The organism is Amycolatopsis sp. NPDC051128 (assembly GCF_040682715.1).
GTDB lineage: Bacteria > Actinomycetota > Actinomycetes > Mycobacteriales > Pseudonocardiaceae > Amycolatopsis.
The window spans coordinates 1-20,095 of the sequence record NZ_JBFBBN010000054.1 but is presented as its reverse complement, the minus strand read 5'-3'; the positions used below and the strand labels follow the sequence as shown (position 1 = coordinate 20,095).

The 20,095-nt window shown below is 70.2% G+C and carries 14 protein-coding genes; 13 read left to right on the top strand and 1 reads right to left on the bottom strand.

Going from position 1 to position 20,095, the window contains the following annotated elements; all coding sequences use genetic code 11:
- Positions 1-102: 102 nt before the first annotated feature.
- The 11 genes from AB0M82_RS37470 (at position 103) to AB0M82_RS37420 (ending at position 16,236) form a co-directional block, all read left to right on the top strand.
- Positions 103-1,605: a sugar ABC transporter ATP-binding protein gene (locus tag AB0M82_RS37470; RefSeq protein WP_364732675.1), complete on the top strand. Its 1,503-nt coding sequence runs from the start codon at positions 103-105 to the stop codon at positions 1,603-1,605.
- Positions 1,602-2,657: an ABC transporter permease gene (locus AB0M82_RS37465; RefSeq protein WP_364732576.1), complete on the top strand. Its 1,056-nt coding sequence runs from the start codon at positions 1,602-1,604 to the stop codon at positions 2,655-2,657. Before AB0M82_RS37470 ends, AB0M82_RS37465 begins: the two co-directional genes overlap by 4 nt.
- Positions 2,654-3,637 (top strand): galactofuranose ABC transporter, permease protein YjfF, encoded by a 984-nt coding sequence (gene yjfF, locus AB0M82_RS37460; RefSeq protein WP_364732574.1) that lies wholly within the window; start codon positions 2,654-2,656, stop codon positions 3,635-3,637. Before AB0M82_RS37465 ends, yjfF begins: the two co-directional genes overlap by 4 nt.
- A 72-nt stretch (positions 3,638-3,709) precedes the next feature.
- The gene (locus AB0M82_RS37455) at positions 3,710-7,543 is read left to right on the top strand and encodes a LamG-like jellyroll fold domain-containing protein (protein ID WP_364732571.1); all 3,834 of its coding nucleotides are present in this window, start codon (positions 3,710-3,712) and stop codon (positions 7,541-7,543) included.
- Positions 7,544-7,613: 70 nt separating this feature from the next.
- Positions 7,614-9,263, top strand: a complete 1,650-nt coding sequence (araB, locus tag AB0M82_RS37450) for a ribulokinase (protein ID WP_364732568.1) — start codon at positions 7,614-7,616, stop codon at positions 9,261-9,263.
- Positions 9,263-9,940, top strand: a complete 678-nt coding sequence (locus tag AB0M82_RS37445; protein ID WP_364732565.1) for an L-ribulose-5-phosphate 4-epimerase — start codon at positions 9,263-9,265, stop codon at positions 9,938-9,940. The genes araB and AB0M82_RS37445 overlap by 1 nt, the downstream gene beginning before the upstream one ends.
- Before the next feature lie 16 nt (positions 9,941-9,956).
- A complete protein-coding gene (gene araA / locus AB0M82_RS37440) occupies positions 9,957-11,465 on the top strand; it encodes an L-arabinose isomerase (RefSeq protein WP_364732563.1) in 1,509 nt (502 codons plus the stop codon).
- Between the two features lie 52 nt (positions 11,466-11,517).
- Positions 11,518-12,624 (top strand): multiple monosaccharide ABC transporter substrate-binding protein, encoded by a 1,107-nt coding sequence (gene chvE, locus AB0M82_RS37435; protein ID WP_364732561.1) that lies wholly within the window; start codon positions 11,518-11,520, stop codon positions 12,622-12,624.
- Positions 12,621-14,141, top strand: coding sequence for a multiple monosaccharide ABC transporter ATP-binding protein (gene mmsA, locus AB0M82_RS37430; RefSeq protein ID WP_364732559.1), 1,521 nt, complete (start codon positions 12,621-12,623; stop codon positions 14,139-14,141). The genes chvE and mmsA overlap by 4 nt, the downstream gene beginning before the upstream one ends.
- Entirely contained in the window at positions 14,138-15,358 is a 1,221-nt protein-coding gene (gene mmsB / locus AB0M82_RS37425) for a multiple monosaccharide ABC transporter permease (RefSeq protein ID WP_364732556.1), read from the top strand. The genes mmsA and mmsB overlap by 4 nt, the downstream gene beginning before the upstream one ends.
- 185 nt (positions 15,359-15,543) lie before the next feature.
- A complete protein-coding gene (locus AB0M82_RS37420) occupies positions 15,544-16,236 on the top strand; it encodes a hypothetical protein (protein ID WP_364732554.1) in 693 nt (230 codons plus the stop codon).
- Positions 16,237-16,302: 66 nt separating this feature from the next.
- On the opposite strand, the gene AB0M82_RS37415 is transcribed toward AB0M82_RS37420, so the two are convergent.
- Complete coding sequence (locus tag AB0M82_RS37415; protein WP_364732552.1) at positions 16,303-17,754, bottom strand: DUF1996 domain-containing protein; 1,452 nt, start codon at positions 17,752-17,754, stop codon at positions 16,303-16,305.
- A 250-nt stretch (positions 17,755-18,004) separates the two neighbouring features.
- Between AB0M82_RS37415 and AB0M82_RS37410 the strand changes: the two genes are divergently transcribed.
- The gene (locus tag AB0M82_RS37410) at positions 18,005-18,835 is read left to right on the top strand and encodes a substrate-binding domain-containing protein (RefSeq protein WP_364732549.1); all 831 of its coding nucleotides are present in this window, start codon (positions 18,005-18,007) and stop codon (positions 18,833-18,835) included.
- A gap of 25 nt (positions 18,836-18,860) precedes the next feature.
- Entirely contained in the window at positions 18,861-19,985 is a 1,125-nt protein-coding gene (locus AB0M82_RS37405) for an acyl-CoA dehydrogenase family protein (protein WP_364732546.1), read from the top strand.
- The last annotated feature ends 110 nt before the right edge of the window (positions 19,986-20,095 follow it).

Genomic DNA, 20,095 nt, shown 5'->3' with positions numbered 1-20,095 from the left:
GTCAGTGCACTGTTTCCCACTCACGACACTCGCACCGAGCAGCAGCCGCGCGACCCGACCGTAACGTTCCCCGGAGCACACGAAATGCCAGAACCGCAACCCATGGTGCGGATGAGCGGTATCCGCAAGGAGTTCCCCGGCGTCCTCGCCCTGGACGGGGTCGACTTCCGGATGTTCCCCGGCGAGGTCCACGCCCTGATGGGCGAGAACGGCGCCGGGAAGTCCACCCTCATCAAGGTGCTGACCGGCGTGTACGGCGTGGACGCGGGCACCATCGAGCTGAACGGCGACGACGTCGCCTTCAGCGGACCCGGCGAGGCCCAGTCGGCCGGCATCAGCACGGTCTACCAGGAGGTCAACCTCTGCCCGAACCTGTCCGTGGCGGAGAACGTCTGCCTCGGCCGGGAACCCCGCCGCTTCGGCCGCATCCAATGGGGCCCGATGCGGCGGCGGGCCGAGGAGCTCCTGGCCCGGCTGGACGTCCACGTGGACGTCTCGGCCGAGCTGAGCACCTGCTCGATCGCGGTGCAGCAGCTGGTCGCGATCGCCCGCGCGCTCGACGTCGACGCGCGGGTCCTCGTCCTCGACGAGCCGACGTCCAGTTTGGACGCCGGCGAGGTCGAGCAGCTGCTGAAGGTCGTGCGGTCGCTGCGCGATCAGGGAATGGCGATCCTGTTCGTCTCCCACTTCATCGACCAGGTCTTCGCCGTCGCCGACCGGATGACCGTGCTGCGCAACGGAAAGCTGATCGGCGAGTACCGCACGGCGGACATCACGCCGGTCGACCTCGTCACCATGATGATCGGCAAGGAGCTGGCGGTCCTCGAGGACCTGGAAGACTCCGGGCCCAGCCGGGCCGAGGTCGCCGGGGCCCCGGTCCTGCTGGCCGCCGAAGACCTCGGCCGCAAGGGCGGCGTCGCGCCCTTCAGCCTCGACATCCACGCCGGCGAGGTCGTCGGGCTGGCCGGCCTCCTCGGCTCCGGGCGCACCGAGCTCGCCCGGCTGCTGTTCGGCGCCGACCACGCCGACAGCGGGACCGTCCAGGTCGACGGGAAGCCCACCACGCTGCGCACCCCGCGGGCCGGGCTGGACCACAAGATCGCGTTCCTGTCGGAGAACCGCAAGGCCGAGGGGCTCGTCGAAGAGCTCACCGTGCGCGAGAACATCGTGCTGGCGCTGCAGGCCTCCCGGGGCTGGGCGCGGCCGCTGTCCCGCCGCCGCCAGGACGAAATCGCGGAGAAGTACATCAAGGCGCTCGACATCCGCCCCGCGAACCCCGAGGCGCTGGTGGGCAACCTGTCCGGCGGCAACCAGCAGAAGGTGCTGCTGGCCCGGTGGCTGATCACCGAGCCGCGGCTGCTGATCCTCGACGAGCCCACGCGCGGCATCGACATCGGGGCCAAGACGGAGATCCAGCGGCTGGTCACCCAGCTGTCGGCCGAGGGGATGGCCGTCGTGTACATCTCCGCCGAGCTGGACGAGGTCCTGCGGCTGAGCCACCGCGTCGTGGTGCTGCGCGACCGGAAAGTGGTGGCGCAGCGGGAAAACCAGGCGCTCACCGCGGACGACATCATGGCCACGATGGCCGAGGGGGTGCAGGCATGACCGCTTTGAAAGGTTTGACGAAACACCGGCTCTTCTGGCCCGTGGTGGCGTTGCTGGTGCTGCTGCTGGGCGACCTCATCGCGAGCCCTTCGTTCTTCAAGATCGAGCTGCGCGACGGGCACCTCTACGGGAACCTCGTCGACATCCTGAAGAACGGCGCCCCGCTGATCCTCATCGCGATCGGCATGACCCTCGTCATCGCGACCCGCGGCATCGACCTCTCGGTCGGCGCGGTCGTCGCGATCAGCGGCGCGCTCGCGTGCCTCTGGGTCAGCGACAACCCGGACGGCGTCGGCACGACGCTGGTCGCCTTCGGACTGGCGCTCGGCCTCTCGCTGCTGCTTGGCGTGTGGAACGGCTGGCTCGTCGCGGCACTGGGCATCCAGCCGATCATCGCCACGCTGATCCTCATGGTCGCCGGGCGGGGAATCGCGCAGCTGATCACCGACGGCCAGATCATCACCGTCAACTCCCACTCCTTCGAGTGGATCGGCAGCGGCTTCCTGTTCACGCTGCCCGGCGCCATCCTCATCGCGCTGGCGGTGTTCGTGCTGGCTTCGGTGCTCGTCCGCCGGTCCGCGCTCGGCCTGCTCGTCGAGGCCGTCGGCGGCAACCCCGAGGCCAGCAGGCTGGCCGGTCTCCGGTCGGCGCGGCTCACCTGGCTCGTGTACGTCTTCTGCGCGCTGTGCGCGGGCATCGCCGGGCTGATGATCAGCGCGAACGTGCACAGCGCGGACGGCAACCACGCCGGGCTGTTCATCGAGCTCGACGCGATCCTCGCCGTCGTCGTCGGCGGCACCCAGCTGACCGGTGGCCGGTTCTCCCTCGGCGGGGCGGTGATCGGCGCGCTGCTCATCCAGACGCTGACCACCACCGTCTACGCCCTCGGCATCCCGCCCGAAGCGATCATGCTGTTCAAGGCCGTCGTCGTCCTGGCGGTGTGCCTCCTGCAGTCGCCCGCGTTCCGCCGCAAGCTCCGGCGCCGGCAGCGGGCCCATCCGGTCACCCCGGAGCCCGCGGCGGCTCCGGAGAAGGTTGAGGTCGGGGCATGACCACGCTCACCCGCATCAAGGGCTACCGGCCGCAGCAGCGGCACCTGCCGATCCTGGCGACGATGGCGTTGCTCATCGGGGCCTACATCTACGGCGCGTCGAGCTACGAGGCCTTCGGCTCCGGGCAGGTCGTGCTCGACCTGTTCATCAACAACGCCTTCCTGCTCGTGGTCGCGGTCGGCATGACGTTCGTGATCCTCACCGGCGGCATCGACTTGTCCGTCGGGTCGGTGGTGGCGCTGTCCACCGTGATCTCCGGCGACCTGCTGCAGAAGCACGGCTGGCCGTCGTACGCGGCCATCGCGGTGGTGCTGGTGGTCGGCGCGCTGCTGGGCGCCGGGATGGGCGCGCTGATCCACTTCTTCGAGATCCAGCCGTTCATCGCGACGCTGATCGGGATGTTCTTCGCCCGCGGCCTCTGCTACACGATCACCACCGAGGCGTACTCGATCGACAACGCGACGATCGCCACCCTGGCCCAGACCCAGATCCCGCTCGGCGGCGAGCTGCACGTCTCGATCAGCGTGGTCGTGGCGCTGCTGGTGGTCGCCGCCGCGGTCTACGTCCTGGCCTTCACGCGGTTCGGCCGCACGGTGTACTCGATCGGCGGCAACGCGCAGTCCGCGATGCTGATGGGGCTCAAGACCGGCCGCACCAAGATCGCGGTGTACACGATCAGCGGGACCTGCTCGGCGCTCGGCGGGCTGCTGCTGGTGCTCTACAAGTCCTCGGGCGACCCGCTCAACGGCGTCGGCCTGGAGCTGACGGCGATCGCCGCGGTCGTCATCGGCGGCACCATCCTGACCGGTGGCTCCGGGTACGTGCTCGGCACGCTGCTCGGGATCATGGTGCTGGGCATCATCCAGACGCTGATCACCTTCGACGGCACCCTCAACTCCTGGTGGACCTCGATCATCACCGGGGCCCTCCTGTTCGTCTTCATCGTCCTGCAACGCCTCGTCACCCGCCGAACCCGCTAGCCGCGACCGGGCACTTCCCCCGTGAGTGCCCGGTCGCACCCCCGCGTGAGCGCTAACGCTCGAAGGAGAGCCATGCCCCGCAGATTCCGCCGGCCACTGGCCGCGCTCGTGGCGCTGGTGCTGACCTGCGGCCTGCCGGTCGCGGCCGCGCCGGCCGCCTCGGCCGACCCGGACCCGGCGCTGGCCGGGCACTGGACGTTCGACGAAGGCAGCGGGACGACCGCCGCCGACACCGCCGGCGGCCACCCCGCGACGCTGAGCGCGGGCGCCGGCTGGGGCCCGGCGATCCGCGGGGCCTCCGCGCTGACCACCGACGGCGCGGGCGGCTTCGCCGACGCCGGCGCGCCCGTGCTGGACACCACCAAGAGCTTCTCGGTGAGCAGCTGGGTCAAGCTCGACAAGACGTCGGGCTTCCAGACGTTCGTCAGCGTCGACGGCGCCCAGGTCAGCAACTTCTTCCTGCAGTTCCGCGACGACTCGCGCCGGTTCGCCTTCACCCGTCTCGCCGGCGACGCGCCGGCCGACGGCGTCGTCGCGGGCGCGAACTTCGACCCGGTCGCCGGCCAGTGGTACCAGCTCACCGGCGTGTTCGACGCCGCCGCGTCGACGCTCTCCCTCTACGTCGACGGCACCCGCCAGCAGACCGTGGCCGCGCCCGCGGGCTGGGCCGGCACCGGGCACCTGGTGATCGGCCGCGGCAAGTACAACGGCAACCCGGTGGACTACGTCGACGGCACGATCGACGACGTCCGCGCCTACACCGGCGCGCTGTCCGCGGCCGCGGCCGCCCGCCTGGCCATCGCCGGGCACTGGGGACTGGACGAGGGCACCGGCACCACCGCGGCCGACGACTCCCTCGACACGCGCACCGCGACCCTCACCGGCGGCGCCGGCTGGGGCGACGGCGTCGTCGGCCCGCACGGCGTCACCCTGAACGGCACCGACGCCGCGGTCGACGTCCCGGCGCCGGTGGTCGACACCGCCCAGAGCTTCTCGGTGTCCGCGTGGGTCAAGCCCACCGCGGCCACCGGGTTCCGGACCGCGGTCAGCGTCGACGGCGCCACGATCAGCGGCTTCTACCTCCAGCGCGCCGCGGACGGCCGCTTCGCGTTCACGCGCCGCGCCGCCGACGGCGATTCGGCCTCTTCCTCGGCCGTGTCGACGCTGCCCGCGCAGGCGGACCAATGGCAGCACGTGGTGGGCGTCCACAACCGCGCGGCCGGCACGCTTTCCCTGTACGTCAACGGAACCCTGCAGCAGAGCGTCCCGTTCACGTCGCCGTGGACCGCGGCCGGGCACCTGGTCGTCGGACGCGGCAAGTGGGCGGGCAACCCCGTCGACTGGTTCGCCGGGGGCGTCGACGACGTCCGCGCGTACCCGACGCCGCTGACCGCGTCCGCGGTGGCGGCACTGGCCGCGAGCGGGTCGTGGCACTTCGACGAAGGCGCCGGCACGGTCGCGCGGGACGCTTCGGCGAACGCCGCCGACGGCACGCTCAAGGGCGCGACCTGGACCGCCGGGGCGGCAGGCAAGGCCGTCCAGTTCGACGGCAAGTCCACTGTGGACATGGGCGTCTCGCCGGCGTTCGACACCGGCACCGGCTCGCTCTCGCTGGCCGGCTGGTTCCGCACCACCGCGACCGGCACGCAGTCCATCGTGGACCACGGTGACGGCTACGCTCTCGGCGTGGCCGCGGGCAAGCTCACCGCGCGGGTCGGCGCGATCCAGGTGACGGCGAACGGCGGCGGGCTCGCCGACGGGAACTGGCACCACGCCGCCCTCGTCCTGGACCGCGCTTCGCAGCGGCTGACGGTCTACGCCGACGGCGACGCGGCCGCGGTGACCAGCACCTGCGGCACGCCGTCGGGGACCACACTCGACGTCTCCGCCTGCCCGGCCTCGGGCAGCAGCGCGGCCCCGCTGACGGTCGGCGCCGGCTTCACCGGCGCCGTCGACGAGGTCGAGCTGCGCCGCTTCCCGCTCACCGCGGCGCAGATCGGCGCACTGGCCGGGGCGAACCAGCTCGCCGTCGACGCCAACGTGGTCCGCGCGAACACCCGCCCGACCACCTACGGCTCGATCCTCGAGGACATCAGCCACTCCGTCGAGGGCGGTCTCTACGCGGAGCTCGTCCGCAACCGCACCTTCAAGGAGGGCTACCAGCCCGGCAGCGGCGCGGGCAACACGCCGGTGCCGTACTGGTCGCTGCTCACCTCGGCGGGCGCCACCGGTACCTATTCGGTCGACACCGCGAACCCGCTGAACACCGCGCTCGACCGGTCGCTGAAGCTGCACGCCGACGCGGTCCCGCCCGCCGGCCGGGTGGCCGCCGCGAACGTCGGCTTCTACGGCGTCGCCGCGAAGCCGTCCACCAAGTACACCGGCAGCTTCTTCGCCAAGGGCAGCTGGACCGGCGGCGTCCGGGTCAGCCTGGAGAAGCCGGACGGCACCGTGCTGGCGAGCAAGGACGTCCAGCCGGCCGGCGCCGCGTGGGCGCAGCAGACGTTCAGCTTCACCACGCCGTCGACGATCACCGCGTCCACCGACAACCGGATCGTCGTGTCCCTGGTCAACAAGGGCAGGACGGCACTGGCCGGCGACGCCTGGTTCCAGCAGGTGTCGCTGTTCCCGCCGACCTTCAAGAACCGGGCCAACGGCGTCCGCGCCGACCTCGGGCAGAAGCTCGCCGCGATGAAGCTCGGCCTGTTCCGCGTCCCGGGCGGCAACTACCTCGAGGGCAACACCCTCGACACCCGGTTCGCGTGGAAGGACACCATCGGCCCGCTGGAGCAGCGGCCCGGCCACCAGAACACCGCGTGGGGCTACTGGTCCACCGACGGCTTCGGCATCCTCGACTACCTGAAGCTGGCCGAGGACATCGGCGCCCAGCCGCTGCTGGGCCTGTTCGCCGGCTACACCCTCAACGGCCAGCACGTCGACCAGGCCGACTACCCGAAGTACGTCCAGGAAGCGCTCGACGAGATCGAGTACGCCATCGGCGACGCTTCGACGACGTGGGGTGCCAAGCGCGTCGCCGACGGGCACCCGGCGCCGTTCGACCTGCGCTACGTCGAGGTCGGCAACGAGGACTGGTTCGACGGCTCCGGCAGCTACGCCTGGCGCTTCACGGACATGTTCAACGCGATCAAGGCCAAGTTCCCGCAGCTGACGGTCGTCGCGACGACCGGCGGCCTGCAGGGCGGGACCGCGTCGAGCACGTCGACCGGGGTGCGCCCGGACGCCGCGGACGACCACTACTACCAGTCGCCGCAGTGGTTCACCGACAACTCGACCCGCTACGACACCGCTGATCGCAGCGGTCCGGAGATCCTCGTCGGCGAATACGGCGCCCAGGACGGCCGGCCCACCGGCACCCTGGCCGCGGCGATCGGCGAGGCCTCGTTCCTCACCGGGCTGGAACGCAACAGCGACATCGTCATCGGCTCGATGTACGCGCCGGTGCTGGTGCACGAGAACCAGACCAACTGGCCGGTCAACCTGATCGGCCTCGACGCCGGGAGCAGCTACGGCTCGCCGTCGTACTGGGTGCAGCAGATGTTCTCCAGCACGCTCGGCAAGCAGATCGTGACCAGCCGCCTCAACCAGGGCAGCCCGCTGCGGCAGGTGGTCAACGTGACCACCAAGAGCGGGCGGAAGACGTTCACGGTCAAGCTGGTCAACCCGACCGCCCAGGTGCAGACCGCCCGGCTGGCGCTGACCGGCGTCACCGCGGTCGACGGCACCGGAACACTCACCACGCTCACCGGCGACCCGGCGGGGCGCAACAGCCTCGCCGCGCCGACCGCCATCGTGCCGCAGACCAGGGAGATCACCGGTCTGGCCGCGACGTCGAAGCTGACGCTGCCGGCCAACTCGGTGACCGTCCTGGTCCTCACCGGCCGCTAGAACCCCGGGGCGCGGCGCGTTCACCGCCGCCCGCGCCGCGTCCCGGTCACCAATCAGGAGGGAGGACACCGTGGCAGAACCACTGACCATCGGCGTCGACTTCGGCACCCTGTCGGGCCGCGCCGTGGTCGTGCGGGTCCGTGACGGAGCAGAACTGGGCAGCGCCGTCTTCGCGTACCCGCACGGGGTGCTCGACGAGACGTTGCCCGCCACGGGCCGAGCGCTGCCGCCGGACTGGGCACTGCAGGTGCCCGCCGACTACGTCGGGGTACTCCGCAACGCCGTACCGGCGGCGCTGCGGGACGCGGGCGTCGACCCGGCCGACGTCGTCGGCATCGGCACCGACTTCACCGCGTGCACGATGGTGCCGACGACCGCCGACGGGACGCCGCTGTGCGAGCTGCCGGAGTTCGAGGCCGAGCCGCACGCGTACGTCAAGCTGTGGAAGCACCACTCGGCCCAGCCGCAGGCGGACCGGATCAACGAGCTGGCCCGCACCCGCGGCGAGAAGTGGCTGCCGCGCTACGGCGGGCTGATCTCGTCGGAGTGGGAGTTCGCCAAGGCTCTCGAGGTGCTGGAAGAAGCGCCGGACGTCTACGCCGCGATGCGGCACTGGGTCGAGGCGGCCGACTGGATCGTCTGGCAGCTCACCGGCGTGTACGTCCGCAACGCCTGCACCGCCGGCTACAAGGGGATCCTGCAGGACGGCGAGTACCCGAGCCAGGACTTCCTCCGCGAGCTGGCGCCCGGCTTCGAGTCCTTCGTGGCCGACAAGCTCGAACACCCCCTCGGCCAGCTGGGTTCCCGCGCGGGCGGCCTCACCGCGGAGGCCGCCGCCTGGACCGGGCTGCCCGAAGGCATCGCGGTCGCCGTCGGCAACGTCGACGCGCACGTCACCGCTCCCGCCGCCCAGGCGGTCGAACCCGGCCAGATGGTGGCGATCATGGGCACCTCGACGTGCCACGTGATGAACGGCGCCGAACTGCGCGAGGTCCCCGGCATGTGCGGGGTCGTCGAGGGCGGGATCGTGCCCGGGCTGTGGGGCTACGAAGCCGGCCAGAGCGGCGTCGGCGACATCTTCGGCTGGTTCGTCGAACACGGCGTCCCGGCGTCCTACGCGCACCCGGACGGCGTGCACCAGCACCTCACCCGCCTCGCGGCCCAGCAGGAGATCGGCGAACACGGCCTGATCGCCCTGGACTGGCACAGCGGCAACCGGTCGGTGCTGGTCGACCACGAGCTGTCCGGCGTGATCGTCGGGCAGACGCTCGCCACCCGCCCCCAGGACATCTACCGCGCGCTGCTGGAGGCCACCGCCTTCGGCACCCGGAAGATCATCGAGACGTTCACCGAGGCCGGCGTCCCGGTCACCGAGCTGATCATCGCCGGTGGGCTGATGAAGAACGCGCTGCTGATGCAGATCTACGCCGACGTCACCAAGCTGCCGCTCTCGGTGATCGGCTCGGGGCAGGGGCCCGCGCTCGGGTCCGCCATCCACGCGGCCGTCGCGGCCGGGGCCTACCCTGACGTCCGGGCGGCCGCGGCCGCGATGGGCGCGGTCGAGCGCGCGGTGTACCAGCCGGTGCCCGCCCACGTCGTCGCCTACGACGAGTTGTATGCCGAGTACACGGCGTTGCACGACTACTTCGGCCGTGGCGGCAACGACGTCATGCACCGCCTGGCGGCCCGCCGCCGCGCCGTCGCGAAAGGACGGTCCTGATGTCGCTCACCGGTGAAGTCCTCGACACCCTCGGCGAACTGCGGGAGACCGTGGCGAACCTGCACGGCGAGCTCACCCGCAACGGCCTGGTCATCTGGACCGCGGGCAACGTCTCGGCGCGGGTGCCCGGCCGGGACCTGATGGTCATCAAGCCGTCGGGGGTGTCCTACGACACCCTGTCCGCCGACACCATGGTGGTCACCGACCTGCACGGCGAGCTGGTGCACGGCGACCTCGCCCCGTCGTCGGACACCGCCGCGCACGCCTACGTCTACCGGCACATGCCGGAGATCGGCGGCGTCGTGCACACGCACTCGACCTACGCCACGGCGTGGGCCGCCCGCGGGGAGCCGATCCCGTGCGTGCTCACGATGATCGCCGACGAGTTCGGCGGGGACATCCCGGTCGGGCCGTTCGCGCTGATCGGGGACGACTCGATCGGCCGCGGCATCGTCGAGACGCTGCGCGCGAGCCGGTCGCCGGCCGTGCTGATGCGCAACCACGGCCCGTTCACCGTCGGCCGCACCGCCCGCGACGCGGTCAAGGCCGCGGTGATGGTCGAGGACGTCGCCCGCACCGTGCACAAGGCTTTCGAGCTCGGTACGCCCGAACCCCTGCCGCCCGAGGACGTCGACCGGCTCTACGCCCGGTACCAGAACGTCTACGGCCAGCACTGATCTTCCAAGGAGAACGATGACTTCGGCATCGAAACCCCAGCTCTGGTTCCTCACCGGCAGCCAGGCCCTCTACGGCGAGGAGACCCTCGAGCAGGTCGCCGGCCAGTCGCTGCGCATCCAGCAGCTCCTGGCCGCCTCCGGCGGGCTCCCGGCCGAGATCGTCGGCAAGCCGGTGCTGACCGAGGCCTCGGCGATCCGCCGGGTGCTGCAGGAGGCCAACGCCGACGCGGCGTGCGTCGGCGTGATCGCCTGGATGCACACCTTCTCGCCGGCGAAGATGTGGATCACCGGGCTGGACGCGCTCCGGAAGCCGCTGCTGCACCTGCACACCCAGCTCAACGAGGCACTCCCGTGGTCCACTATCGACATGGACTTCATGAACCTCAACCAGGCCGCCCACGGCGACCGGGAGTTCGGGTTCATCCAGACCCGGCTGGGGGTGTCGCGCAAGACCGTCGCCGGCCACGTCTCCGACCCGGTCGTCGTGGCGCGGATCGACGCGTGGGCGCGGGCCGCGCTCGGCGCCGACCACCTGCGGAACCTGCGGCTGGCCCGGTTCGGCGACAACATGCGCGACGTCGCGGTCACCGAAGGCGACAAGGTCGAGGCCGAACTGCGGTTCGGCGTGTCGGTCAACACCTACGGCGTCAACGACCTCGTCGAACTGGTCGACGCGGTGTCCGAAAACGACACTGTGGACGCGCTGGTGCAGCGGTACGCCGAGGAATACAACGTTGTCGCGGAACTGGCGGCCGGGGGAGCGCGGCACGATTCGCTGCGCTACGCGGCCCGGATCGAAGCCGGGATGCGGAAGTTCCTCACCGACGGCGGGTTCGGCGCGTTCACCACGAACTTCGAGGACCTCGGCGGGCTGCGGCAGCTGCCCGGCCTGGCGGTGCAGCGGCTGATGGCCGACGGCTACGGCTTCGGCGGCGAGGGCGACTGGAAGACCTCGGCGCTGCTCGCCGCGGTCAAGGCGATGAGCGTCGGCAAGGACCGCGGCACGTCGTTCATGGAGGACTACACCTACCACTTCGGGCCGGGCACGCCGAAGATCCTCGGCGCGCACATGCTGGAGGTCTGCCCGACCATCGCCAAGGCGAAGCCGTCCTGCGAGATCCACGCGCTGGGCATCGGCGGCCGCGAAGACCCGGTCCGGCTGGTGTTCGACGCCGCGCCCGGACCCGGCGTCGTCCTCGGCCTGGTCGACCTCGGCGACCGGTTCCGGCTGGTGGCCAACGAGATCGAGGTCGTCGCCCCGGACGAGCCGCTGCCCAACCTGCCGGTTGCCCGGGCGGTCTGGGAGCCGGCGCCGTCGCTGGCGACGTCCGCGGAGTCGTGGATCACCGCGGGCGGCCCGCACCACACCGTGCTCACCCAGGCCGTCGGCACGGAAACCCTCCGCGATTTCGCGAACCTGCTCGGGGTCGAGCTCCTGGTCATCGACAAGGACACGACCCCGCACGACTTCGCCGATCGCATCCGCTGGAACCAGGCCTACCACCGCCTTGCCCAAGGTTTCTGACGCGGCACTTTCACGTGAAAGTGCCGGGTCGTTGAGAAAGGAAGAAAGAACAATGAAGTTCACCAGAGGAATCGCGGCCGTCGCCGCCGCGGGGCTCGTGCTCACGCTGTCGGCGTGCGGCTCGAGCCAGAAGACCGCGGACCAGACGGCGGCGCCCGGTGCCGCCGGTGCCGCCGGCGCCCTCGTCGGCGTCACCATGCCGACCAAGTCGTCGGAGCGCTGGATCCACGACGGCGACAACATCAAGTCGGCGCTGGAGAAGCTCGGCTACAAGGTCGACCTGCAGTACGCCGAGAACGACATCCCCACCCAGGTGAACCAGATCGAGAACCAGATCACCAAGGGCGCCAAGGTCCTGGTCATCGCCTCGATCGACGGCACCGCCATCACCACCCAGCTGCAGGAGGCCGCGGACAAGAAGATCCCGGTCATCGCCTACGACCGGCTGATCCGCAACTCGCCCAACGTCGACTACTACGCCACCTTCGACAACTTCAAGGTCGGCGTCGAGCAGGCGAACTCGCTGGTCAAGGGCCTGGGTGACGGTCCCGGCCCGTTCAACATCGAGCTGTTCGCCGGTTCGCCGGACGACAACAACGCCACGTTCTTCTTCAACGGCGCGATGTCCGTGCTCAAGCCGCTGATGGACAGCGGAAAGCTGGTCGTCAAGAGCGGGCAGACCGACTTCGCCCGCGCGGCCATCCTGCGCTGGGACCCGGCCACCGCGCAGCGGCGCATGGAGGACCTGCTCACCAAGACCTACACCGGTGGCGGGAAGGTCCAGGGCGTGCTCTCGCCGTACGACGGCCTGTCGATCGGCATCCTGTCGGCGCTGAAGAGCAACGGCTACGGCACCGCCGGCCAGCCGTACCCGATCGTCACCGGGCAGGACGCCGAGGTCGCCTCGGTCAAGTCCATCATCGCCGGTGAGCAGTACTCGACCATCTTCAAGGACACCCGCATCCTCGCCGACACCACGGTGAAGATGGCCGACGCGGTGCTCAAGGGCGGCAAGCCCGAGGTCAACAACACCAAGGACTACGACAACGGCAAGAAGGTCGTCCCGTCCTTCCTGCTGCAGCCGGTGACCGTGGACAAGGCCAACTACCAGAAGGAGCTCGTCGACTCCGGCTACTACACGGCAGGTCAGCTGAAATGACCGAACTACTCGGCATGCGCGGGATCACCAAGACCTTCCCCGGGGTCAAGGCGCTGTCCGACGTCACGCTTTCCGTGCGCCAAGGGGAGATCCACGCGATCTGCGGGGAGAACGGCGCCGGGAAGTCCACCCTGATGAAGGTGCTCTCGGGCGTCTACCCCCACGGGACGTACGACGGCGAGATCCACTTCGACGGGCAGCGGTGCGAGTTCGGGTCGGTGCGCGACAGCGAACGGCGCGGGATCGTGATCATCCACCAGGAACTCGCACTGTGCGGACAGTTGTCGATCGCGGAGAACATCTTCCTCGGCAACGAACGGCAGCAGCGAGGCTGGATCGACTGGAACCGCACCAACCACGAGGCCGACGCGCTGCTCAAGCGCGTCGGCCTCGCCGAAAACGCGACCAGGGCGGTGCAGGAGATCGGTGTCGGCAAGCAGCAGCTCGTCGAGATCGCGAAGGCACTGTCCAAGGACGTCAAGCTGCTCATCCTCGACGAGCCGACCGCGGCGCTCAACGACGACGACTCGGCGCACCTGCTCGATCTGCTGCGCGGGCTGCGTGACGAAGGCGTCACGTGCGTGATCATCTCGCACAAGCTCGGCGAGGTGACCGCGATCGCCGACACCGTCACGATCCTGCGTGACGGCAAGACGATCGAAACGCTCGACGCGGCCGGGCTCACCGAGGAGCGCATCATCACCGGCATGGTCGGGCGCGACCTCGAGCACCGGTTCCCGCCGCGGGAACCGGACATCGGCGAGGAGGTGCTGCGGATCGAGGACTGGACGGTCTACAGCCCCAACCAGGCCGACTGGCTCGTCGTCGACCGCGCCAACCTCACCCTGCGGCGCGGCGAGATCGTCGGGCTCGCCGGGCTGATGGGCGCGGGCCGCACCGAGCTCGCGATGAGCGTGTTCGGCCGGTCGTACGGCAAGAACATCTCCGGCCGGATCTTCAAGCACGGCAAGGAGATCGACGTCCGCTCGGTGCGCGACGCCGTCAACCACGGCATCGCGTACGCCACCGAAGACCGGAAACGCTACGGGCTCAACCTGATCGAGGACATCCAGCGCAACGTGTCCGCGGCCGGGCTGGACAAGCTCGCCAAGCGCGGCTGGGTCGACGAGCACGCCGAGCACGACACCGCCAACCGATACCGCCGGGACCTGCGGATCAAGGCGCCGACGGTGAACAGCGTGACCGGGAAGCTCTCCGGCGGCAACCAGCAGAAGGTCGTGCTGGCCAAGTGGATCTTCACCGACCCGGACGTGCTGATCCTCGACGAGCCGACCCGCGGCATCGACGTCGGGGCGAAGTTCGAGATCTACACGATCATCAACGAGCTGGCCGCGCAGGGGAAAGCCGTGCTGGTCATCTCCTCCGAGCTGCCGGAGCTGCTCGGGCTCTGCGACCGGATCTACGCGCTGTCGGCGGGGCGGATCACGGGTGAGGCGACCCGTGACCGAGCCACCCAGGAACTGCTCATGCAATACATGACTAAGGAACGGGAATGACCACCACCGAAGCGCGGCCCGCCGCGCCCCCGGGCGAGCGCTCCAAGCGGAGGATCTCGATCAACCCGCGCCAGAGCGGCATCTACGTCGCGTTCGCGCTGATCGTGGTGCTGTTCGAGGTGCTCACCGGCGGCGCGCTGCTGGAGCCGCAGAACATCTCCAACATCATCGTGCAGAACTCGTACGTGCTGATCCTCGCGATCGGGATGATCCTGGTGATCATCTCCGGGCACATCGACCTGTCCGCCGGGTCGGTCGTCGCGATGACCGGCGCGGTGTCGGCGGTGCTGATGGTGAACTGGCACCTGGCGTGGCCGCTGGCCGTGCTGATCACCGTCGTGGTCGGCGCGGTGATCGGCGCGTGGCAGGGCTATTGGGTGGCCTACTTCGGGATCCCGGCGTTCATCGTGACGCTGGCGGGCATGCTCGCGTTCCGCGCCCTGACCCTGACGGTCCTGGGCAACCAGGGCATCGGCCCGTTCCCGGACGCGATCCGCACGCTGTCGAACGGCTTCACCGACGGCTATCTCGGCAACGTCGCACTCGGCCCGCTGGGCGGTGCCGACCTGGTCTCGCTGCTCGCCGGCGTCGCGGCCGTCGCCGGGATCGCGTTCACCCAGTGGCGCAAGCGCTCGGCGCGGCTCGGCTACGGCCAGGACGTCGACCCGTTCGCGGTGTTCGTGCTGAAGATCGCCGGTGTGGCGGTGGTGGTGCTCGCGCTGGTGGTGCAGCTGGCGCGGTTCAAGAACCTGCCGTGGGTGCTCATCCTGCTGTCGGTGCTGGTGCTCGGCTACTCGCTGGTGGCCGGGAAGTCGGTGTTCGGCAGGCACATCTACGCCGTCGGCGGCAACCTGCAGGCCGCGACCCTCTCCGGGGTCAAGGTCAAGTCGGTGACGTTCTGGATCTTCGTCAACATGGGCGTGCTGGCCGCGCTGGCGGGCATCATCTTCGCCGGCCGGCTCAACCAGGCGGGCCCGACGGCCGGCGTCAACTTCGAGCTGGACGCGATCGCGGCGGCGTTCATCGGTGGGGCGGCGGTCCAGGGCGGCGTCGGCAAGGTCGTCGGCGCGATCACCGGCGGCCTGATCATGGCCGTGATCAACAACGGCATGTCGCTGATCGGCGCGCCGAGCGAGCGGGTGATGCTGGTCAAGGGCGTCGTTCTGCTGGCCGCGGTGGCGTATGACATCTGGACGAAGCGGCGCGCGGCTTCCTGAGCGCCGAGGTTCCGAAGGGGCTTTCCGCGACCGCGGAATGCCCCTTCGGCGCTTCCAGGGCACATTCGACGGAATTCGACGGTACCTTATTTTCGAACTTCTCGAACGCGCCGGTTAATGCTTGACCGGCCGGTCGCGCGACTGCGATAGTCCTGGTGAATCCCTCACCAGTAGAGGACGGATCCATGCACAAAGTCGTGCGTTCCCTTGTGGTTTCGATGACGGTGGCCGCGGCGGTGGCGACCTCGGCCGGCGTGGCCTCGGCGGCGACCTGGTCGTCTTCGGACAAATGGGCGACCTGGTCCAACGGCGGCTACACCGTCCGCAACGACGTCTGGGGCGGCGGTGCCGGTCCCCAGGCGATCTGGGCGAACTCCTACAGCAACTTCGGTGTCTGGTCGGACCAGCCGAACACCGGCGGGGTGAAGACCTACCCGCACTCGGCGAAGAACGTGAACCAGAAGCTCAGTGCCCTGAGCAGGGTCTCCAGCAGCTTCGACGTCAGCCGCCCCGGCAGTGGCGCCTACGAGACCGCCTATGACATCTGGGCGAACAACAACGCCTACGAAATCATGCTGTGGATGAACCAGCAGGGCGCGGTCGGGCCGCTGGGCAGCAAGCAGACCACGGCGTCCGTCGGCGGCCACACCTGGGACGTCTACAAGGGAACGAACGGCTCGAACGCGGTGTTCTCGTTCGTCCGGACCTCCGGGACGAACGCCGGCACGGTCGACGTCCTCGCGGTGCTGAACTGGATCAAGGCCCGCGGCTGGTACGGCGATGTGACGCTGGGCGAGGTCCAGTTCGGCTTCGAGATCACCTCGTCGGCCGGAGGGCTGAACTTCACGACGAACAGCTACTCGGTCACCGCCTCCTGACCGCGAAAGCCGTGAATGTCGCATTGAGAGACGCTAAGTCCCTCAATGCGACATTCACGGCTTTTCCTACTGGGAACAGCGCTTCCCGGTGTTGATGCAGTTGACGACCTGGTTCATCAGGCGCTGGCCCATGACGTTGGCGAAGTCGTCGTGGTCCGAGCGCGGGTTGTGGTTCTCCTGCGGGAAGGCGTCCACTTTGTACTGGCCCTTGACCTGGATGTCGTGCGGGATGTCGTAGACCAGCTTGATCACCAGCTGCGGCACGTTCTTGAACCCCTTCGGGCACTTGCCCTGCTGGTCGGCGAACACGATGTGCGTGCGGTGGTTGGCGCTGTCGATGTTCTTGCCGTCCCAGCAGTTCGGGAAGGCGTGGACGCGCTCGACCCGGCTGCCCTGCGGGCAGATCGGGTAGTGGTCGGTCAGCCGGTCCTCGAACCCGGTGCACGTCCAGCTGGGCCGGGCGTTGGCCGGGCCGTTGGTGCTCTGCTTGGCGTCGCCGTAGAGGACGCGGAGGAACTGCGGCATCGCGACGACCTTGCTCGCGCCGCCGCTGGTGAACGTGATCGTCGCCGACCGGACGCGCTGGATCTCGCCGTCGTTGTCGGCGATCTCGTTCTTGTCGTTGACGCCCGGAAGCTCAGCGGGCTGGCCGCCGCTGTTCTGGCCGCCGTTGTCGAGCCCGCCCTGGCCGTTCTGCTTGAGCGCGCACGGCGCGAGCCCGCCGAGGTCCGTCGGTTTCGCGGCCCGGCGGCCGATGGCGATGGCGATCCGGTCGATGGTGGCGGCGCGCTTGTCCTTGAGCGGGCCGACGACGGCGTTCTGGACGTCCTGCGGGGTCTTCAGGTCGCCGTTCGCGATCCGCTTGTTCGCTTCGTCGATCTGCTTGTCGAGCAGGTCGAGGTTGCGGTTCACCTCGTCCATGGCCTGGTCCGGGACGTCGGGGAGCTTGCTCGCGACGTCCGGGCAGTCGACCTGGGTGCTCGCCTTGTCCTTCGCACCGGCCGCGCGGTCGGCGGCGGGGTCCTTCGCGGGCTCGTTCTTCTCTGCTTCGCCGGTGTCGATGCGGACGACGGGCCAGAAGTAGGCTGATTTGTCGCCGTTTTTGCAGGTCGTGCCGGACTTGACGAGGCTCTTGTTGTTGGAGTCGGCGTTGGCGGAGAGGTTGCCGACGTAGTCGTGGAGGTGCTGGGCGCCGTTGCGGATGCCGGGCTGGGCGATGAAGTTGTCGGGGTTGAAGTGCTGGTTCTCGTTGCGGCCGCAGTCCACGGTGAACGTGCCGCGCGCGCCCTTCTGCTGCAGCGCCTTGTTCACGTTGACGCCCGAGGGGACCTTCGCGATGTCGAGGAAGAACGAAGCGTCGGCGGGATCGGCGCTGGCTTCGCCGGTGCGCCCGGTCGTGGTCGCGACGACGATGCCGCCGACCGCGATCGCGAGCGCGAGCCCGCCGGTCGCGATCTTGGTGCGGCGGCTGATGCGATGTCTGCCCGTGACGGGGGATCGGGATGTTTTCCGGGCCATGTTCACCTCGTTCGGTTTTCCGGGCGCGCCGAAGACGGCAGCGTGCCCGGGGGGAGACGCGCGGAACCCGGGGGAGTGCCACCGGGCGCGGAAGTCGGGGGGCCGCGTCCGGGTGTCACTGGTTCCGGCATTGGCTGAAACGGCTGGGGGCGGGGGCCGGTTCAAACCGGGATTCCGCCGTTATCGGTTCGTTATTTATGGAAGGTGAAGGAAGTTCACGTCTACCCCGTGTGATCGCTAACATCAGCGCATGCCCCTGGACGACGCCGGTCCCGACGGTCTGCTCCGCGCGCGTGCCGTCCACGGCCGGGGGACACTCGGCGTCGTCGCGACGGGGTCCGCCGTCACGGGTCCCGTCCTGCACGGTCTCCGCGCCGCCGCCCGCGAGCAAGGCTACGCACTCAGCGTCTTCAGCGTGCCCGGCCGGGGCGGCGCGGCGGTGCTGGCCGCAGTGGCCGGGCTGCGGCTGCAGGGCGTGGCCGGGATCGTCGTGCTCGACCAGCACCTCATCGCCGAACTGGCGCCGGTCAGCGGGATCCCGCTGGTCCCGGCGGCATCCGCCGACCAGTACGAAGGCGCGCGCCGGGCCACGGAGCACCTGCTGGAGCTGGGCCACTCGACGGTCTGGCACCTCGGCGGCCCCGAGAACGGGCCGATCGCGCGCGCCCGGGAGCGCGGCTGGCGGGAGACCCTCGAACGGCACGGCGCGGAGGTGCCGCCGGTGATCCGCGGCGACTGGTCGGCCCGCTCGGGGTACCGGGCCGGGCAGTCACTGGCCGTCGAAATGGCCGTCCGCGCGGTGTTCACCGCCAACGACCACATGGCACTCGGCCTGCTCGCCGCGTTCACCGAAGCGGGAATGCGGGTGCCACGCGACGCCCACGTCGTCGGCTTCGACGACGTGCCGGAGGCGGCCTACTTCGAGCCCCCGCTGACGACGGTCCGCCAGGACTTTCTGGAGGCGGGCCGGCAGACGCTGGCGGCGCTCACCGCCCACATCGACGGCGTGGTGCCCCCGCCGCGCCCGCCGGTCGAAGCCGAGCTGGTGGTGCGGGAAAGCAGCCGCTGCCTCCGGACGTGACCGGAGCCACCCCTACGCTGGGCCCATGCCGCACACCTGGGGGACATCGCCGGCCTTCGACGCGGCGCTGGCGGAGGTGGCCGGCCGGGCCGGGGAGTTCACCCGGTTGCGGCACGTACCGCGAGACGTCGTCGACAAGTTCCGCCTGGCCGGCTTCTACCGGGCGACAACCCCGAAGCGCTTCGGCGGGGACGCCCGGCCGCCCGGGGACTTCCTCCGGATGGTCGAGCGGATGTCCGAAGTGGACGGCTCCGCCGGCTGGGTCGCCGGCTTCGGCTCGTCGGGCGTCTACCTCGCCGCGCTGCCGCCGGAGACCCAGGCCCGGCTCTACGCCGACGGCCCGGACCTCGTCTTCGCCGGCGCGCTCTTCCCGGTGCAGCCGGCCGAAGAGGTGCCGGGCGGGTTCCGCGTCCGCGGGCAGTGGCGCCTGGCCAGCGGCTGCCTCGCGGCCGACTACCTCGGCGTCGGCATCGGGGCCGGGTCCTCGGGCCGGCCGCGGACCGCCATGGTGCCGGCCGCGCGGGCCGAGATCGTCGACACCTGGGACGCGGTCGGCCTGCGCGGCACCGGCAGCCACGACCTGCGGCTGGACGGCGCGTTCGTCCCGGCGGAGTGGACGTTCGTCCGCGGCGGCGGGGCCACGGTCGACGAGCCGCTCTACCGCTACCCGACGCTCGCCTACGCCGCCCAGGCGCTCGCGGTGGTCAACCTCGGCATCGCGCGCGCGGCGCTGAACCACGTGACGGGGTTCGGCGCCGGCCGGGCCGGGCTCAGCGGCGGTCCCGTGCTCGCCGACCGCGGGTACGCCCGCGTCGCCCTCGCGAAGGCCGAGGCGGATCTCCGTTCGGTGCGGGCGTTCTTCTACGAGGCGACCGAAGAAGCGTGGGAGACGGCGTTGACGGGGGAGCCGGGCCCGGAGCAGGTCAGCCTGCTACGCCTGGCGGCCGCGCACGCGGCCCGGGTGGGGTTCGCGGTGGTCCAGGCGGCGTACCAGCTCGCCGGTACGGCGGCGATCGAGGCGGACCACCCGTTGCAGCGGCACCTGCGTGACGCCGCCGTGGTGCCGCAGCACGCGTTCCTGACGGAAGCCATGTACGACGGCGCGGGCGCGGTGTTCCTCGGCGCGCAGCCCTTCCCCGGCTACCTCTGAGCCGGGCGGGCGCTCATGCGCCCCAATGTGGCGTTCGGTGCGTCCAACGCACCCAACGCCACATTGTGGTGGTTTGTAGCAACCAACACCACAATTTGGGGGATCACCAA

Coding starts and splice junctions, on each gene's coding strand:
- AB0M82_RS37470 (WP_364732675.1), top strand. CDS start 103: ATGGTGCGGATGAGCGGTATCCGCAAGGAGTTCCCCGGCGTCCTCGCC.
- AB0M82_RS37465 (WP_364732576.1), top strand. CDS start 1,602: ATGACCGCTTTGAAAGGTTTGACGAAACACCGGCTCTTCTGGCCCGTG.
- yjfF (WP_364732574.1), top strand. CDS start 2,654: ATGACCACGCTCACCCGCATCAAGGGCTACCGGCCGCAGCAGCGGCAC.
- AB0M82_RS37455 (WP_364732571.1), top strand. CDS start 3,710: ATGCCCCGCAGATTCCGCCGGCCACTGGCCGCGCTCGTGGCGCTGGTG.
- AB0M82_RS37445 (WP_364732565.1), top strand. CDS start 9,263: ATGTCGCTCACCGGTGAAGTCCTCGACACCCTCGGCGAACTGCGGGAG.
- araA (WP_364732563.1), top strand. CDS start 9,957: ATGACTTCGGCATCGAAACCCCAGCTCTGGTTCCTCACCGGCAGCCAG.
- chvE (WP_364732561.1), top strand. CDS start 11,518: ATGAAGTTCACCAGAGGAATCGCGGCCGTCGCCGCCGCGGGGCTCGTG.
- mmsA (WP_364732559.1), top strand. CDS start 12,621: ATGACCGAACTACTCGGCATGCGCGGGATCACCAAGACCTTCCCCGGG.
- mmsB (WP_364732556.1), top strand. CDS start 14,138: ATGACCACCACCGAAGCGCGGCCCGCCGCGCCCCCGGGCGAGCGCTCC.
- AB0M82_RS37420 (WP_364732554.1), top strand. CDS start 15,544: ATGCACAAAGTCGTGCGTTCCCTTGTGGTTTCGATGACGGTGGCCGCG.
- AB0M82_RS37415 (WP_364732552.1), bottom strand. CDS start 17,754: ATGGCCCGGAAAACATCCCGATCCCCCGTCACGGGCAGACATCGCATC.
- AB0M82_RS37410 (WP_364732549.1), top strand. CDS start 18,005: ATGCCCCTGGACGACGCCGGTCCCGACGGTCTGCTCCGCGCGCGTGCC.
- AB0M82_RS37405 (WP_364732546.1), top strand. CDS start 18,861: ATGCCGCACACCTGGGGGACATCGCCGGCCTTCGACGCGGCGCTGGCG.